We start from the raw sequence: 15,838 nt of genomic DNA, 5'->3' as shown, positions 1-15,838 counted from the left end.
CTAACCAACTGAACTACCGCTCCGCAGCGGTAATGGTGCCCAACCAAAGCCAAAGTACTTGGCGTCCCCTAGGGGATTCGAACCCCTGTACCCACCGTGAAAGGGTGGTGTCCTAGGCCTCTAGACGAAGGGGACAGGACAAATTGAGTTGCGCAGTATAACATGTTTTCACTGCACGTTTCTTTGCAAGCCGTTTTTGGTGGAGGTAAGCGGGATCGAACCGCTGACCTCTTGCATGCCATGCAAGCGCTCTCCCAGCTGAGCTATAGCCCCGCACCTGACAGTCTCAGACTGCCTTGACAGCGGGGCGCATTCTATTGTGACCTGAGCTAATGTGTCAACTATTTTTTCTAAAAATACTTCTGTTTGAGCGTTTTTATGGCAGTTTGCTCAGTAATTCATCAAATCTTGACTTTAACCGCCTTTCGGCAACTTTTGGTGGTAAACGTGGTACACCTGCTCCATGCCTTCCCGGCTTGAAACCGATACATTCATATCATTAACCAAACCATTATCTAAACGATAGACCCAACCGTGTATTGTCAGTGACTCACCTTTGTCCCAGGCTTCCTGCACCATATTGGTTTTGGCCAGGTTTTTAACCTGTTCAATCACGTTCAGTTCACACAAACGATCAATCTGCTCGGTCTCGCCCAGTTGCTCTAACTCTTCGGCATGCTCGCGGTACACATCACGAATTGGATACAACCAGTGATCAACCAGCCCGTGAGGTTTACTCTCAAGTGCCGCTTTTACACCCCCACAACCGTAATGACCCACCACAAGGATATGCCGAACTTTCAACGCTTCAATGGCAAACTGAATAACCGACAAGCAGTTAAAATCAGTCTGGATGACTTGATTGGCGACATTTCTGTGTACAAACAATTCACCCGGAGCCATCCCCACAATCTCGTTCGCCGGCACCCGACTATCGGAACAGCCTATCCATAGATATTGCGGGGATTGCTGCCCTACTAAGCGTTTGAAAAAATCAGGATCGTTCTTTACCTGTTGCTCCGCCCACTCTTTGTTGTTTGCAATCAAATGTTTTATATCTGCCATTACTCATCCCATCGTGGCGGTCGCCTGGCGTTATCAGGCCAGGCGTAATTTTTATTAGCATCAAATTACGCGTTTTCGCGGTTAGCAATAAATTCCAACGCCAGGTCTATACGTGCCAGAACGGTCTGCTGCGGAATTAATTCCAGAGTCACATCTAATGATGGAGAGTTGCCCCCACCCGTCGCGGCAACACGCAGTGGCATGCCCACTTTGCCCATACCAACATCCAAATCGGCAGCTGTCTGGTTAATTGCCGCCTGAATATTAGCAGCATTCCAGTCACTAATTGCTCCGAGCAGTTCTTTGGCTTTTACCAGCGGCTCTTTGGCTACCGGGCGTAAATGTTTTTTCGCCGCTTTTTCGTCAAACTCATCGAATGACTCAAAGAAGTAACGGCTAATGGCAGCCATTTCTTTTAAGGTTTTTACCCGATCAGCCTGCAACGACACAACTTGCTCTAGCGCTGGACCATTACTGGTGTCCACACCTATTTGGTCAAACTGCCATTGCAATTGCGGTGCAACTTGCTCCGCAGGCAAGGTTTTCATGTAGTGCTGGTTTAGCCAGTTAAGTTTTTCGGTATTAAACGCAGAGGCTGCTTTATTCACGTCATCCAGCTTGAAGTATTCAACCAGTTCCTCACGGCTGAATATTTCCTGGTCACCATGAGACCAGCCTAAACGGGCTAAGTAATTTACAACCGCTTCCGGTACGTAGCCGTCGTCGCGGTATTGCATAACGCTGACTGCACCATGACGTTTCGACAGTTTCTTGCCATCGTCACCCAGTATCATCGACACATGAGCGTACTGAGGTACCGGTGCGCCCAGAGCTTTTAAAATATTAATTTGACGCGGGGTATTATTAATGTGGTCTTCACCACGCACCACATGCGTAATATCCATGTCCCAGTCATCAACCACCACACAGAAGTTATAGGTCGGTGTGCCGTCGGTACGGGCAATGATCAAATCATCCAGTTCAGTATTAGCGAATTCAATGCGCCCGCGAATATGGTCATCAAACGCAACACTACCTTCTTGCGGGTTACGAAAACGAATGACGTACTTATCACCGCCAACATTCGGGTTGTCCCGACAATGGCCATCGTAGCGAGGCTTTTCACCGGCAGCCATTTGCTCTTCACGCATTTTTTCTAAGCGTTCGGTTGAGCAATAGCATTTATAGGCTTTGTCTTCTTCCAGTAGTTTATCGATTAACTCTTTATAGCGCTCAAAACGCTGAGTCTGGTAATAAGGCCCGCGATCCCAGCTTAAACCTAACCATTCCATGCCCTCTAAAATGGCATCAATAGCAGGCTGAGTTGAACGTTCACGGTCGGTGTCTTCTATACGCAGTACGAACTCGCCGCCCTGCGCTTTTGCGACTAACCATGAATACAATGCCGTACGGGCACCACCAACATGCAAATACCCAGTCGGGCTGGGGGCAAAACGCGTTACCACACTCATGTTTGTTCCTTTCTTTAAAACCAGTCAATTTTATGGGCGCAAGTTTATCAAGACTGAGCGCCTGACGCATCTGCTATTCGAAATGATTAAAATGTCAGCAAACGAACACAAGTTGGCAATTTTTATTTGACAGTTTAGATCTGCGCCCTATAATGCCACCTCGCAACGACGCAGAAGTGTCACAGTGAAAATGGTTGCTTAGCTCAGTTGGGAGAGCATCGCCCTTACAAGGCGAGGGTCACTGGTTCAAGCCCAGTAGCAACCACCACTTCTCTTCTTCCGTCAATTGCAGACCTTCAGGATGGTTGCTTAGCTCAGTTGGGAGAGCATCGCCCTTACAAGGCGAGGGTCACTGGTTCGAGCCCAGTAGCAACCACCACTTTTTTACTCTCTCAGTTCTCTATTTCTCCAGTATTAAATTTTCCTGATAAATTTCCTGATAAATTTCCTGATAAATTCCCTGACAAATAGTCTAGTAATACCCGTACTTTTGGAATCACCTGACGGTTTTCCGGATACAATGCCCATATACCATCATCGGGTTGCCGGTAGTCCGCTAATACTTCCTCTAGCTGTCCGTTAGCCAATGAGTCCGTTACATAATAGTCCGGCAGCATAGCCAGCCCCAGACCTTTCATAGCGGCGTCACGAAGCGCCAGACCATTGTTGCAATGCAGGTAGGATTCCGGACGAACCGTTTCCAGTTTACCCTCAACCTGAAAGCGCCATTGCCTGACCGTTCCGGTAAAACAGCGATGCGCATCCAGTGCGTTAATATCTTGCGGCCGATCAAACTCTTCAAAATAAGCAGGAGAACCTACTACAAAATGTCGGCGCGAGCCTAGTTTGCGGGCACGTAACCGAGGGTTACCCAACTGCCCTAATCTAATGGCAACATCGTAACTGCCCTCTATTAAATCGACCTGCTCGTTGGTTAACTGAAAATCCAGCCGGCATTCTGGGTAAATGTGTAAAAAATCATTCAACAGAGGTGCTATGAAACGCTCACCATAATAAACCGGTGCCGTAATGCGAATCAGCCCCTGCGGCTGCTGCGTTCGCTGCTGAATGGCCTGATCGGCGTCTCTTAAGCTGGCAACCAAGTGCTGACAATGAGGTAAATAAAGCTTCCCCTCTTCCGTTAAACTGACACTGCGGGTTGAGCGGTACAGCAGTTGCATCTGCAGCCGGTGCTCAAGCGCTGCTATATTACGGCTAACCTGCGCCACAGATAACCTGAGTTGCCGGGCTGCCGCAGTAAAGCTCTGTTGCTCAGCCACTGCCGCAAACTCACTGATCCCCTGCCATGGCTTCATCTCACACCCATTATTTCATTTATGAAAAAGTAATTTGCAAAAACAGTAGATTACCTGCTAATGAGAAAAAGTTAAACTTACGCTACGCTTTTACCTAATAAAATGAAAATCCAAGACTATAAGGAATTATTATGGAAACCATTAAGTCACGCGCTATGGTTGCCTGGGGCCCGGGCGAACCACTGAAAGAAGAAATTATTGACGTTGCGCCGCCGAAAAAAGGCGAAGTGCGGGTTCGCATTATAGCAACAGGTGTTTGCCATACCGATGCTTACACACTTTCCGGTAAAGATCCTGAAGGCATTTTCCCTTCTGTACTAGGTCATGAAGGTGGCGGTATTGTTGAATCCGTCGGCGAAGGTGTCACCTCAGTTGAAGTGGGTGATCATGTTATTCCTCTGTACACCGCGGAATGTGGTGAGTGTAAATTCTGTACCTCGGGTAAAACTAACCTGTGTCAGGCCGTTCGTGCCACTCAGGGTAAAGGCTTAATGCCGGACGGTACCAGCCGCTTTTCAAAAGACGGCGAGACCATTTATCACTACATGGGCACTTCAACTTTTTCTGAATACACCGTTTTACCAGAAATTTCACTGGCTAAAATTCCCAAAGACGCTCCTTTAGAAAAAGTCTGTCTGTTAGGTTGTGGTGTCACCACCGGCATGGGCGCGGTTAAAAACACCGCCAAAGTCCAGGAAGGCGACACAGTTGCGGTATTTGGTTTAGGTGGTATTGGTCTGGCCGTTATTATTGGTGCCGTACAAGCCAAAGCTTCGCGCATTATTGCCATTGATGTAAACGACGACAAACAAACGATTGCCAAAGAGCTAGGCGCAACCGACTTCGTGAACCCAACCAAGTACGACAAGCCTATTCAGGAAGTTATTGTCGATATGACTGACGGTGGCGTAGACTTTTCGTTTGAATGCATTGGTAACGTCGACGTTATGCGCGCCGCGTTAGAGTGCTGCCACAAAGGCTGGGGCGAATCCGTGATCATTGGTGTTGCCGGTGCCGGTGAAGAAATCTCTACCCGCCCTTTCCAGCTGGTTACTGGCCGTGTATGGCGTGGTAGTGCCTTTGGTGGCGTTAAAGGCCGTACCGAACTGCCTGACTATGTAAAACAATATATGGACGGGAAATTTGATTTAGACACCTTTATCACTCATACCATGCCGTTAGAAGAGATTAACGAAGCGTTCGACTTAATGCATGAAGGTAAGTCGATTCGTTCAGTTATTCATTATTAATGGAGTCTGTAATGAAACAAGTTAGCGAAACCCGCTGTTTCGGCGGACGCCAGTTACGCTTTGAACATGACTCTGAAGTACTGAACTGCGCTATGCAGTTCAGTGTCTTCTTGCCCCTAAGAGCAGAAAAGTCCAAGGTGCCAGCGGTTTATTTTCTCTCCGGCTTAACCTGCACTGACGAAAACTTTTCCACTAAAGCCGGTGCGCAACGGGTAGCAACGGAACTCGGTATTGCCTTAATTGTACCGGATACCAGCCCGCGTGGAGATAACGTAGCTGATGATCCAGACGGGGCTTACGACTTAGGCTTAGGCGCCGGCTTTTACGTCAACGCTACTCAGGAGCCATGGAAAAATCATTATCAGATGTATGACTACATCGTTAAGGAGCTTCCGAAGCTGGTCGAAGCGGAACTGCCAATTAACGATAAACGCGCTATTGCGGGTCATTCCATGGGTGGCCATGGTGCTTTGGTTATTGGCTTGCGTAACAGCGACCGTTACAGCAGTATCTCTGCCTTTTCGCCTATTACTAATCCAACACAGTGCCCCTGGGGTGAAAAAGCCTTTAGTGCTTATTTAGGCGATGATCGCGAACAGTGGAAGCAATACGACGCTGTTGAGATTATTAAATCGAAAGGTCAGACATTGCCAATTCGGGTAGATCAAGGCTTAGCTGATGGCTTTTTAGAAGAACAGCTAAAACCTGAAAACCTGAAAGAAGCCATTGCTAAAGTAGAGGGTGGCGGTACCGTTCACCTACACGACGGCTACGACCACAGCTACTACTTTATATCCTCGTTTATCGAAGCCCAGCTTCGCTTCCATGCGAAGTACCTCACCGCTTAACAAAACTCCAGAAACCCAGTAGGTATTACTTACTGGGTAAATACCCCTATTCGTTAAACGGTTATACTTCTGATCTCGCTCAATACTTCTCGCTTAAAAAGGAAGCAGTAATGAAGGTAAACTCAGCGGTAGAAGCCCTGTCAATTCTCAATGATGGCGATGTCATCTGGTGCCAGTCGATGGCTGCCACCCCTTATAAACTTCTTGAAGGTCTGAAAGAGGTAGCTACACAGCGTAAAGACCTGACGTTGTTACAGTTGCATACGGAGTACAGCGAAATACTCTGTGACCCTGAGCTTAAAGGACGTCTTCGCCAACGTGCTTTCTTTGTTGGTGCTTCTACTCGACAGGCAGTGAACCAAGGGCTAGCCGACTATGTGCCCATTTTTCTCTCTGAAATTCCCAAGCTGTTTCGCTCTGGCGAACAGCCACTGGATGCCGCAATCATTCAGGTGTCACCGCCGGATAAACACGGTAATTGCAGTTTAGGTATTTCGGTTGAAGCAACCCGGGCGGCGCTGCAAGTGGCAAAAAAAGTGGTTGCCTGGATCAATCCCAACATGCCGCGCACACATGGCGATGCGTTAGTCTCGTTAAAGCGGTTTGACCGTTTCTACGAAGAAGCGGCTCCTATTCCACTGCACAACCAGCCACCACAAAACCCTGTGACACAAAAAATTGGCGAGCGCGTTGCTGGCCTTATTAATGACGGGGACTGTTTGCAAATGGGTATTGGCGCAATACCAGACGCGACTTTAGCTTGTCTTCATCATCACAAAGACTTAGGCATTCACACCGAAATGTTCTCTGACGGCGTATTACCGCTGGTTGAGCGTGGCGTCATAAACAACAGCCGCAAGCGTAAGCACCGTGGCCGCATTGTCACCACTTTTGCGATGGGTTCTCAGGCACTTTATAACTTTGTTGATGACAACCAGGAAGTTTTTTTCCTTGATGTTGAGTACACCAATGACACCTCGGTTATTCGCCAGAATAAACAGGTTATGTCCATAAACAGCGCTCTTCAGGTCGACCTCAGTGGACAAGTCTGTGCGGACTCTATTGGCACGAAGATATACTCGGGCGTCGGCGGCCAAATGGACTTTGTACGCGGTGCCAGCTTGTCGGAAGGCGGTCGTTCGGTTATTGCTTTGCCTTCAACGGCCTGTGGCGGAACAGTGTCGCGCATTAGCTCTCTGCTTGCTCCTGGCGCCGGCGTGGTCACCACTCGTGCCCATGTGCATTACATTGTGACTGAACACGGAGTCGCTAACTTACGCGCCAAGAGTATGAGTGAACGCGCGCGCGAGCTGATTCATATTGCCGACCCTAAGTTCCGGGATGAGCTGGCACAAGCAGCTTATAACGATTGGGGACTGAACATAACCTGATGCAATGGCATCAGGTTACTTCTTCTTCGTAGGCAACGGTACCAATGCTTCAGTTTTAGGCAGCGGCTGCTGTTGCTTACCAAGCGCTATGTAAACAAAGCAACACAAACCAATACCAATAACCAACGCACCAACCCACTGAATTTTTATAAACTGAACGCTAAATAGTACAGTTAATGACATCATCAAAAAGGCATGTAAGGCCATATATTGTTGTTTGCCAAAACGCGCTACTGTCAAGTTCAGGTTGTCGGAATAAAGCCGGATTAAAGAGTCCAGCGAGTTGATCACGAAAACAATTCCAACAAACACCATCGCCAGATTAATGAATCCGGAAGTATCCAGTCCTTTTAAGTGGAATAAGTATAAAACACTAAACCAGAGACCAATGGACAATGACGGCCATATCAGCATGGCTAAGAACAGCCAGATGGTGCGCATGTTACCAACAAAGCGCGCAGTGAACTGACCAATCATAATGCTCCAGGCAAACCACCAGAACAGGTAAAACGCATGGTAATCATTAATCGGCAGAACAAACCGGTGTAGATGTTCAAAGTAGTCGGTCAATAAGGGTAAGGTACTAAAATAATCAGGCGCAGAAACATTGTCAGACAGTAAAGCGATACTGCCTAGCCCAAGAATTAACGCAAAGAACAGCCCACCAGATGACAAGCTAAGAATCTTAACAAACTTAAGCTCGGTACTTGAGTACACCGCAAATAAAATGGTGCCGCCGACAATCAGCGCGTAGTACCAGGGGAAGCCTTCGCTAACCGCAATACTGGGTAAATACCAGCTCAAGTTCGCAAATAACAAATGCGCGGTAAAAGCACAGGTGCCAATTATCACGATGTTATTAATCCACTTAACCCAGGTAATCTCAAAGAATTTAACCTTGGGTTCAATTGCGCAGAAATAAAAACAAGTGACAAAGTAAATGGCCCAGACCAGAAAGCCCCAGAAGCCAAACTCAATAGCCAAAGGGTTGGCAAAAGCGTACTCGCTGTTTTCTTTTATATCGGCATAAACCGGGAACTCTGTCAGCGGGAACATAATCAGTCCGACATCCAGACCCGAGGTAAACAGAATAGCAATGAATGTCATAGTAGACACCGGGTAGCGACCGTTAAGTTTCAGCCGTCCCCAGCGCATAACAATAAAGACCACCATGGCCATGAAAAACAGCATGCCAATACTGACAAGAGTTAACATGACGTGCTCCGCTTGGCCTCACCACTGCGCTGACGCTGTTGCCATTGCGGGTCTTTATAAACATCAACTTCAGCTCTCGGCAAGTTCTGATGCTTGATGATATCAGCCGCTCGCTCCGCGACCATGATGGTTGGCGCGTTCAGGTTGCCGTTTGGAATCGTTGGGAAAACCGACGAGTCAATAACTCTAAGTCCTTGCAAGCCCCGCACACGCATTTGTGAGTCAATCACTGCCATGTCATCATCTTCGGCACCCATACGACAACTGCCGCAGGGGTGATAAGCACTTTCTACGGCATCACGCACGAAAGCATCTATCTGCTCATCGGTCACAATGTCTTTTCCCGGTTGTATTTCCTGGCCGCGGTATTCATCCATTGCCGGCTGAGCAATAATGTCGCGAGATAATCTTACGCAGGCCCGAAATGCCTCAATGTCGTCCTGATGCTGCAAATAATTGAATTGAATCTGGGGCGAGGTAAAAGGGTCTGAGCTTTTCACTTTAACCCAACCACGGCTTTTCGGCTTATTGTGCCCAATGTGCAGCTGAAAACCATGCCCTTCAAAAGCAGATTTTCCATCGTAGCGAATGGCTGCCGGCAGAAAATGATATTGGAGATCCGGCCACTCAACACCTTCTTTCGAGCGAATAAAACCGCAGGACTCAAAATGATTCGTTGCGCCTAAGCCGGTTTTGAATAAAATCCAGCGTACACCAATAGCCAACTTGCTCAGAGGTCCTAGCTTACCGTTCAGCGTCAGCGGCTTTTTGCACTGATACTGAAAATAAGACTCCAAATGGTCCTGCAAGTTTTCCCCGACACCAGGCAGCTCATGCTGAGTTTCAATGCCTGCTGCAGATAGGGTCTCGTTGTTACCAATACCCGATAGCTGCAGAATATGCGGAGAACCAATGGAACCTGCACTTAAAAGCACTTCTTTATTCACAAAAAAGCGAGCAATGTTGTTTTTCTCATAAAGCTCGACACCAATAGCCTGCTTGTCTTCCAGCAGCACTTTACTGACCTGAACCCCGGTTTTTATCGCCAGGTTAGGTCTGCTCATAGCTGGCCTTAAATACGCATTAGCAGCGGACCAGCGCACACCGTTTTTCACAGTCATATGCATGGCACCAAAACCTTCTTGCTGAAAACCGTTATAGTCACTGGTCTCCATATAACCGGCGTCAACTCCGGCCTTAATAAAGGCTTTATACAACGGGTTTTGCATATTGTTACCGTTATTCACAGCCAAAGGGCCACCTTTCGAACGGTATTCATCGGCACCAAAAGCCCAGTCTTCCGCCTTTTTAAAGTACGGCAGGCAATTCTGGTAGTCCCAGCCTTCAGCACCATGCTCTTGCCACTCATCAAAGTCCCGCGCATGACCGCGAACATAAACCATGCCGTTAATCGACGAGGAGCCACCAAGAACCTTGCCCCGGGGGCAATGCATTTCGCGATTATTCAGGTAAGGCTCAGGTTCCGAATGGAACTGCCAGGCGTACTTTTTCGTATTCATCGGAATCGACAGCGCGGTTGGCATCTGAATAAAAATGCTTTTGTCTGAGCCGCCAGTCTCTAATAACAATACCGAGACATCCGGATCTTCTGTTAACCGATTGGCCAGCACACAGCCGGCCGAACCCGCCCCCACAATGATGTAATCGAATTTCTCATTCACTGTCATTAGAATGGACCTTCCAGCTTATCCATTCCGACATAAATTGATTTTGTCTGAGTATAAGACTTAAGTGCTTCCACACCGTTTTCACGACCAATACCCGATTGCTTGTAACCACCTACCGGCATCTCTACCGGCGAATTAGCATAGGCATTAATCCAGCAAATACCGGCTTCCAGCTGAGCGATGACACGATGAGCTCTGCGCAAGTCCTGACAGAAAATACCAGCTGCCAGTCCGTAATCGGTATTGTTAGCTCGTTGAATGACCTCTTCTTCCGTTTCAAAGGTCAGAACGGACATCACCGGACCAAAAATCTCTTCGCGCGTAATGCGCATGTCATCTGTGCAGTCAGTAAAAATAGTGGGGCCAATAAAATAGCCATTCTCACAGCCCGCAGGCGCTAATCTTTCGCCACCAAAGGCCAGGGTAGCACCCTGCTCTTTGCCAAGCTCGATATACGACATGACCTTATGCAGGTGATTTTCAGAAATTAGCGCGCCCAGGTTGGTTTCAGGATCCATAGGATCGCCGACTACGATATTGTTCTTGGTGCGCTCTAATAAACGCTCCATAAAAGTGTCGTAACAGTCTTTGTGCACGAAAACCCGAGTGCCATTGGTGCAGACCTCGCCCTGGGTGTAAAAGTTACCCATCATGGCACCGGTTACCGCTTCATCAATGTCAGCATCATCAAAGACAATAAGCGGTGATTTACCGCCCAGTTCCATGGTCACATTCTTCAGGGTACCTGCCGCCGCGGCCATTACCTTTTTGCCCGTGCCTACTTCACCTGTCAGCGACACTTTCGCAATCGACGGATGCTGAACCAGATAATTACCGACAACACCATCGCCATGCACCACGTTAAATACGCCTTCCGGTACGCCTGCTTCGATAAATATTTCTGCCAACATCGCAGCGCCACGAGGTGTCTCTTCGGATGGCTTGAAAATCATACTATTACCTGCAGCAAGGGCGGCAGCCGCTTTCCAGCAAGCAATTTGCAACGGGTAGTTCCATGCACCAATGCCAAAACAGACACCTAAAGGCTCGTGCCGTGTGTAAAAGAAGTCGTTACCGACACTTTGTTGCTCGCCCATCATTGACGGGCATAAGTTGCCAAAATACTCAATAGCATCCGATCCGGTCTGAACATCGACTTCAACGGCTTCCTGCCAGGGCTTTCCGGTATCCAGCACTTCAAGCTTTGCCAGCTCGTCATTGCGCTCTCGTAGAATCGCCGCTGCACGTTGTAATACTCGGGCTCGCTCAATTGCAGGGGTTTGTGACCAAACCTCAAACCCTCTTTGAGCACTTTCCACCGCGTCTTCCAACAGCGACTCTCCTGCCGACTCTACGGTGTAAATCACTTTCCCGGTACCAGGGTTGATCACGTCAAAGTATTCATGGTTACTGTCGTCGACGTAACGGCCATGAATAAAGTTTTTAAGTAATGTAGAGGACAACGATAACTCCCTTATAATTTGGCAATGGTTTAACTGACACCGTGCTGTTCCAGCACACCATTAATGTATTTTTTGCAGTATTTTTTTGCCTGACTGAACTTCTCTTCATTTGCCCGGCTTAATGCACAGCGCAACCAAAAACCATCAATTAACGCAGCCGTCACTTCCGCTGCCTCACGCGCACTTTCGGGATTCAGTAGTTGCTTGAAACTGTAACGCAAATTACTCACAAGCCGGCGCTTATTCAGCTCCTGTAAGCGATATAAGTCGGCGTCATGCATTGACTGCCCCCAAAAGCTTAACCAGGTTTTTGTGCTTGAATCTGCCTGCTGCACATCAGAAAAGTTCAAATCAACAATTTTCATCAAGCGGTCATACGGGTTATCCGGTGACTGCTCCATTTTGAGCTGAGAAAGCAAATACCGTACAGAGGCCTCAATTAGCGCCTGCTTACCGCCAAAATAATGGCTGATAATACCGGACGACATCCCCGCCCTGCGCGAAATCAAGTTTATGGTTGCTCCTCGTAAGCCTACGTCAGCAACCACATCGATGGTGGCATCGATTAACTGCTGACGCCGCATTGATTCCATTCCTACTTTTGGCATAGCTTTCTCACATGGTTTAATTTTTATTCGTAAGGTTCCAGCGTTGACAGCCTGAAGCGGTGTTCGTTAACTACATCACCTTCTTCATCGTAAAGTCCAAGAGTCACAACCGGATCGTCTTTTTCCCAGTCAACGTCCAGCGCACCATAATTTACCTTATTGATAAACTGACCGATGCGGTGTTTATTAGGGCTAACGTCTTTCCACTCTTGAGTCAGTCCTGATGACGTAACTTCCCATAGTGGGTAGTCTAAATCTTCGTCGTAGTAACTGATTTCACCCCAGTGGGTGTCGCCGCTTATCAAGATAACACCATTAACCTTATGTTTTTTAATAAGATTAAACAAACGTTGGCGGTCAGAGGGGAAATTCGCCCACGACTCCCAACCGGTAAAATCAGCTAAAAGCTGTAAGCTGGAGCCAATGACTTTAATACGCGCCGGCTTTTGTAACTGTTCTTCCAGCCACTGCCATTGTTTTTCGCCAATCATACTGGCCTCAGGGTCGCTGTGAACTTTATAAGGCCCCATGTTTTTCGGTTCACGTTCGTTGGCATACTCTTCACGTGTCACGTGGGCGATATCGTCCCGGTTCCAACGCAAATCGGGCAAAATTACGTGAATGCTTTCTTCGCCCTCACCGTAGGTATATGAGGTGTAAATTCCATCTTCACGAGTGCGACGCGGAGAGTTCTCCGACTCACCCCAAAAGTCGAGCATGATATCTCTTGACGCTTCTTTTTTAGGGTAATCCTTGCCGGCGTCGTTCGCACCGTAGTCATGATCATCCCAAATAGCGACGAGCTCTGCTTGCTCTTTTAGTTCTTTAAAACCCGGCTTAGAGCCCAGTTTTTCATATTTATTCTGCAACACTGACATGTCTTCGGTGTCGCCATATACATTGTCCCCAAGAAATACAAAAACTTCAGGGTCGTCATCAATAATGCTGTTAAAAATAGGAATGTCTTTGTCCTGATGCGAGCACGAGCCAAACAAAATCCGGCCTGGTGCATCGGCAAAAACAGAGCCACTCAGTAGTAATGTGGATAGTGCTAATAGTTTATACATGTGTATTGATTACCTTGTTGTTGCTTGCTACTAAAGCAACCACATGCGGCGTTAACCGCATGTGGTTCGGGGTAGTTTTAAAATACAAACTTAGCATTAAGTGCAACCGTACGTGGCGCACCAATCCAACCAGCGCCCGGAGCGATAGTACCAAGGTAATCTTCGTCAAAGACATTATTCACAGTGAAGCTCAGCTCCATGCTGTCAATTGCACCACCAATGTCATAAACGGTTTTACCAATGTAAAGGTCACTCACAACGTAAGAATCGCTTTCCTGAGTGTTCGCCTGGTCTAAGAAACGCTCACCAACATACTTAGTACTAAAGCCGGCATAGAAATCGCCTTTAGTGTAGTCAAAGCTAACAACGGCCATGTCCTGAGCACTGCCCAGTACCGTATTGCCGCGGAATGCTTCATCCGTATAGGTTGAGTCATTTTTTGTGTAAGACATATAAACGCCAAGGTTATCACTCAGGTTGTAATCCAGTGATGCTTCAATACCGTCAGACTCAATACCACCTGTGTTAACATAACCACCGGCTGCCGCTTCTAAGAAGTCGATACCGTCAACGTCTTCATTGCTGACAAAAGTAATACGGTTTTCGAAGCTAATATCATAATAAGTCAAACTTGCATTAAAGCCCGGCGTTGAATAGCGCAGACCTAAATCAATATTGTCCGCTGTTTCTGGCTCAACCTGGCTTACATCCGTATCGTCACGCTCTAATACTGCATCTTTAACGGCTGCAAAGTTTTCTGCATAACCACCGAAAACCTCCAGTCCACGAACAGGTAAAGGAGCCACAAAACCAGCTGACAATAAAGCATCCGAGTCAGACGATACGCTCAGATTGTTATCCGGGTTAAACTGGTCTTCTTTTGACACTTCAACATCAAACTTCTTGGCGCCCAGACGGAATTTCGCAAATCCGGCATCAATCTCGTCTTCAATGTAGTACATCAAAGTTTCGACCGGGAATTCACGGCTGTACTGAACCCAGTAAGGGTTGCTTTCCGGACGTGGACTCGCTGCTGCATCAATGGTTTTATGCCAGTCACGGTACTCATCACGCTGGTAATCTTCGTACCAGAAACCACCACGCAAGGTGTTTGCCATACCGGCAATTGTGGTATCCCATACAAAATCACCATTGACGCCGTAGCGTTGCTTTTCGTAGTGGGTATGACGATTCGAACTGACCGGCATAGAGCCTTGCTCATAGCAACCCGGGTCTACTTCGGCTCCACCACCGCCATAAGGGTAACCAATTGAGCTCTCGCAGCCTGCTTCAGGTGATAATGACTGTCCGTCGCGGTTAACAAAATAGATAAAACCTTGTGAAGAACCACCGTAAGCTGTGGTTGAAGGGTCCAGTTCCGAGTGAGGGTTTCCTGCACCGTCGTCGGTGACATCAGCAATGTAATATGGAATCCACTTACCAGCACCTTCGTTTTCGTGATAGTAAACGTTAGTGCTGACATCCACTTCACCCAACATGAAGTCGGCTTTTAGGTAACCAAACAGGTTTTCACGTTCAGTTACCCAACCTTCACGCCATGCCTGGTCTTGATAAGGAATGCCTGTCCAGTCTTCAGTCAGGCCGTCCCATTCAGAGTTTTGTTCATACTGTGCTAAACCATAAACTCGTTGATAGGTATATTCCTGAGCGTCGTCGTAACTCACGTAACCCGTTAAATCTACGTCACCAACACGACTGATAATTTTACCTTCAGCATGGTCACGCGTATTGGTTACCGAACCATCCATGTAGTCATCGTTTTGTTGGCTCGAAAGAGAAAACCACGCGTAAGTGTCTTTAGCAATTTCGCCAGTATCGTAACGTGCATACAGTTTTTGTGCGTTATGCTCGCCAATCGTGGTGCTAACGGTAAACTGTTCTTCGTACGCAGGACGAATAGTCGTAAAGTTCAAGGTACCGCCCAAAGCCTCGTTTGAACGAGAACTAATGTCAGCTGTACCCTGAGAAACTTCCGTGCCACGTAAGTTTTCAGTGTCAATGTAACGGCTGGCTTTAGTACCACCACCGTAGTTTGAGTTGCCGTTAGAAATACCATCTACAGTCATACCAATTTGCTGAGATTCTAAATCTAACTGGAAACCGCGAATTGAGATGCTGGTTGACCATTCATCAGAGCCGAACGGGTCGCCTTCGTTTACCAAAACGCCAGGTAAGTTATCAACCATTGCCAAAGCGCTGGTCATAGACGTTTGCTGCTTTTTCATTTCTGCAGAAGCGGCGTTATTCGCATAAGAAACACTGCGGCCAGTAACCACAATGGCTTCCATTTGTTCTTTTTCTTCTTCTGCTTGCTGATCTTGAGTGTCTTGCGCCATTGCTGGCAGGGAGGTAGCAGATAATGCTGATAGTACAGATAGTGCAATTAAGCTTTGCTTCATAGGCACATAAGTTTTCATAAAATTTCCTGTTTCTT

12 protein-coding genes and 4 tRNA genes are annotated in these 15,838 nt (G+C 47.5%); 5 read left to right on the top strand and 11 right to left on the bottom strand.

Annotated features, from left to right (window positions below):
* Nucleotides 1–59: 59 nt before the first annotated feature.
* The 4 genes from B2U97_RS04785 to gltX all read right to left on the bottom strand — a co-directional run bounded on the left by B2U97_RS04785 (nt 60) and on the right by gltX (nt 2,537).
* Nucleotides 60–135: transfer RNA gene (locus B2U97_RS04785), tRNA-Glu, on the bottom strand.
* 62 nt (nt 136–197) lie between these two features.
* Nucleotides 198–273 (bottom strand) — tRNA-Ala (locus tag B2U97_RS04780).
* Between the two features lie 141 nt (nt 274–414).
* A complete protein-coding gene (can, locus tag B2U97_RS04775) occupies nt 415–1,065 on the bottom strand; it encodes a carbonate dehydratase (protein WP_011235005.1) in 651 nt (216 codons plus the stop codon).
* Nucleotides 1,066–1,130: 65 nt separating this feature from the next.
* Nucleotides 1,131–2,537: a glutamate--tRNA ligase gene (gene gltX / locus B2U97_RS04770; protein ID WP_034821823.1), complete on the bottom strand. Its 1,407-nt coding sequence runs from the start codon at nt 2,535–2,537 to the stop codon at nt 1,131–1,133.
* Nucleotides 2,538–2,729: 192 nt separating this feature from the next.
* Between gltX and B2U97_RS04765 the strand changes: the two genes are divergently transcribed.
* Together B2U97_RS04765 and B2U97_RS04760 are read left to right on the top strand one after the other, a co-directional pair.
* Nucleotides 2,730–2,805, top strand: a tRNA-Val gene (locus B2U97_RS04765).
* A 35-nt stretch (nt 2,806–2,840) separates the two neighbouring features.
* Nucleotides 2,841–2,916: transfer RNA gene (locus B2U97_RS04760), tRNA-Val, on the top strand.
* Between the two features lie 13 nt (nt 2,917–2,929).
* On the opposite strand, the gene B2U97_RS04755 is transcribed toward B2U97_RS04760, so the two are convergent.
* A complete protein-coding gene (locus B2U97_RS04755) occupies nt 2,930–3,853 on the bottom strand; it encodes a LysR substrate-binding domain-containing protein (RefSeq protein ID WP_286822921.1) in 924 nt (307 codons plus the stop codon).
* 131 nt (nt 3,854–3,984) lie between these two features.
* On the opposite strand from B2U97_RS04755, the gene B2U97_RS04750 reads away from it, so the two are divergent.
* From B2U97_RS04750 to B2U97_RS04740, 3 genes are all read left to right on the top strand, one after another.
* Complete coding sequence (locus B2U97_RS04750; RefSeq protein WP_011235008.1) at nt 3,985–5,103, top strand: S-(hydroxymethyl)glutathione dehydrogenase/class III alcohol dehydrogenase; 1,119 nt, start codon at nt 3,985–3,987, stop codon at nt 5,101–5,103.
* A gap of 11 nt (nt 5,104–5,114) precedes the next feature.
* Nucleotides 5,115–5,951 (top strand): S-formylglutathione hydrolase, encoded by an 837-nt coding sequence (fghA, locus tag B2U97_RS04745; protein ID WP_034821829.1) that lies wholly within the window; start codon nt 5,115–5,117, stop codon nt 5,949–5,951.
* Nucleotides 5,952–6,061: 110 nt separating this feature from the next.
* The gene (locus tag B2U97_RS04740; RefSeq protein WP_034821832.1) at nt 6,062–7,342 is read left to right on the top strand and encodes an acetyl-CoA hydrolase/transferase family protein; all 1,281 of its coding nucleotides are present in this window, start codon (nt 6,062–6,064) and stop codon (nt 7,340–7,342) included.
* 15 nt (nt 7,343–7,357) lie between these two features.
* Here the strand turns inward: B2U97_RS04740 and B2U97_RS04735 are convergent, their stop codons facing one another.
* The 6 genes from B2U97_RS04735 to B2U97_RS04710 form a co-directional block, all read right to left on the bottom strand.
* On the bottom strand, nt 7,358–8,557 hold the full coding sequence (locus B2U97_RS04735) for a BCCT family transporter (protein ID WP_034821835.1): 1,200 nt from the start codon (nt 8,555–8,557) through the stop codon (nt 7,358–7,360).
* The gene (betA, locus tag B2U97_RS04730) at nt 8,551–10,245 is read right to left on the bottom strand and encodes a choline dehydrogenase (RefSeq protein ID WP_034821838.1); all 1,695 of its coding nucleotides are present in this window, start codon (nt 10,243–10,245) and stop codon (nt 8,551–8,553) included. The genes B2U97_RS04735 and betA overlap by 7 nt, the downstream gene beginning before the upstream one ends.
* A complete protein-coding gene (gene betB, locus B2U97_RS04725) occupies nt 10,245–11,708 on the bottom strand; it encodes a betaine-aldehyde dehydrogenase (RefSeq protein WP_082815459.1) in 1,464 nt (487 codons plus the stop codon). Before betB ends, betA begins: the two co-directional genes overlap by 1 nt.
* A 29-nt stretch (nt 11,709–11,737) precedes the next feature.
* Nucleotides 11,738–12,316 carry a transcriptional regulator BetI gene (gene betI / locus B2U97_RS04720; RefSeq protein ID WP_034821844.1) on the bottom strand — a complete coding sequence of 193 codons (579 nt, stop codon included), beginning with the start codon at nt 12,314–12,316 and terminating at the stop codon, nt 11,738–11,740.
* A gap of 23 nt (nt 12,317–12,339) precedes the next feature.
* Complete coding sequence (locus B2U97_RS04715; protein ID WP_034821848.1) at nt 12,340–13,383, bottom strand: alkaline phosphatase D family protein; 1,044 nt, start codon at nt 13,381–13,383, stop codon at nt 12,340–12,342.
* A gap of 77 nt (nt 13,384–13,460) precedes the next feature.
* A complete protein-coding gene (locus tag B2U97_RS04710; RefSeq protein WP_034821851.1) occupies nt 13,461–15,821 on the bottom strand; it encodes a TonB-dependent receptor domain-containing protein in 2,361 nt (786 codons plus the stop codon).
* Nucleotides 15,822–15,838 lie beyond the last annotated feature (17 nt).

It is taken from the genome of Idiomarina sp. UBA3176 (genome assembly GCF_002364295.1).
In the GTDB taxonomy this organism is placed as follows: Bacteria; Pseudomonadota; Gammaproteobacteria; order Enterobacterales; family Alteromonadaceae; genus Idiomarina; species Idiomarina loihiensis.
Note: the sequence above shows the minus strand (reverse complement) of the source record. Positions and strands in the feature narration are given on the sequence as shown.

Excerpts from the sequence above, each read along its gene's own strand:
- B2U97_RS04715 (WP_034821848.1), bottom strand. The coding sequence starts at position 13,383 with ATGTATAAACTATTAGCACTATCCACATTACTACTGAGTGGCTCTGTT.
- gltX (WP_034821823.1), bottom strand. The coding sequence starts at position 2,537 with ATGAGTGTGGTAACGCGTTTTGCCCCCAGCCCGACTGGGTATTTGCAT.
- betI (WP_034821844.1), bottom strand. The coding sequence starts at position 12,316 with ATGCCAAAAGTAGGAATGGAATCAATGCGGCGTCAGCAGTTAATCGAT.
- B2U97_RS04740 (WP_034821832.1), top strand. The coding sequence starts at position 6,062 with ATGAAGGTAAACTCAGCGGTAGAAGCCCTGTCAATTCTCAATGATGGC.
- betA (WP_034821838.1), bottom strand. The coding sequence starts at position 10,245 with ATGACAGTGAATGAGAAATTCGATTACATCATTGTGGGGGCGGGTTCG.
- B2U97_RS04750 (WP_011235008.1), top strand. The coding sequence starts at position 3,985 with ATGGAAACCATTAAGTCACGCGCTATGGTTGCCTGGGGCCCGGGCGAA.
- B2U97_RS04735 (WP_034821835.1), bottom strand. The coding sequence starts at position 8,557 with ATGTTAACTCTTGTCAGTATTGGCATGCTGTTTTTCATGGCCATGGTG.
- B2U97_RS04710 (WP_034821851.1), bottom strand. The coding sequence starts at position 15,821 with ATGAAAACTTATGTGCCTATGAAGCAAAGCTTAATTGCACTATCTGTA.
- fghA (WP_034821829.1), top strand. The coding sequence starts at position 5,115 with ATGAAACAAGTTAGCGAAACCCGCTGTTTCGGCGGACGCCAGTTACGC.
- can (WP_011235005.1), bottom strand. The coding sequence starts at position 1,065 with ATGGCAGATATAAAACATTTGATTGCAAACAACAAAGAGTGGGCGGAG.
- B2U97_RS04755 (WP_286822921.1), bottom strand. The coding sequence starts at position 3,853 with ATGAAGCCATGGCAGGGGATCAGTGAGTTTGCGGCAGTGGCTGAGCAA.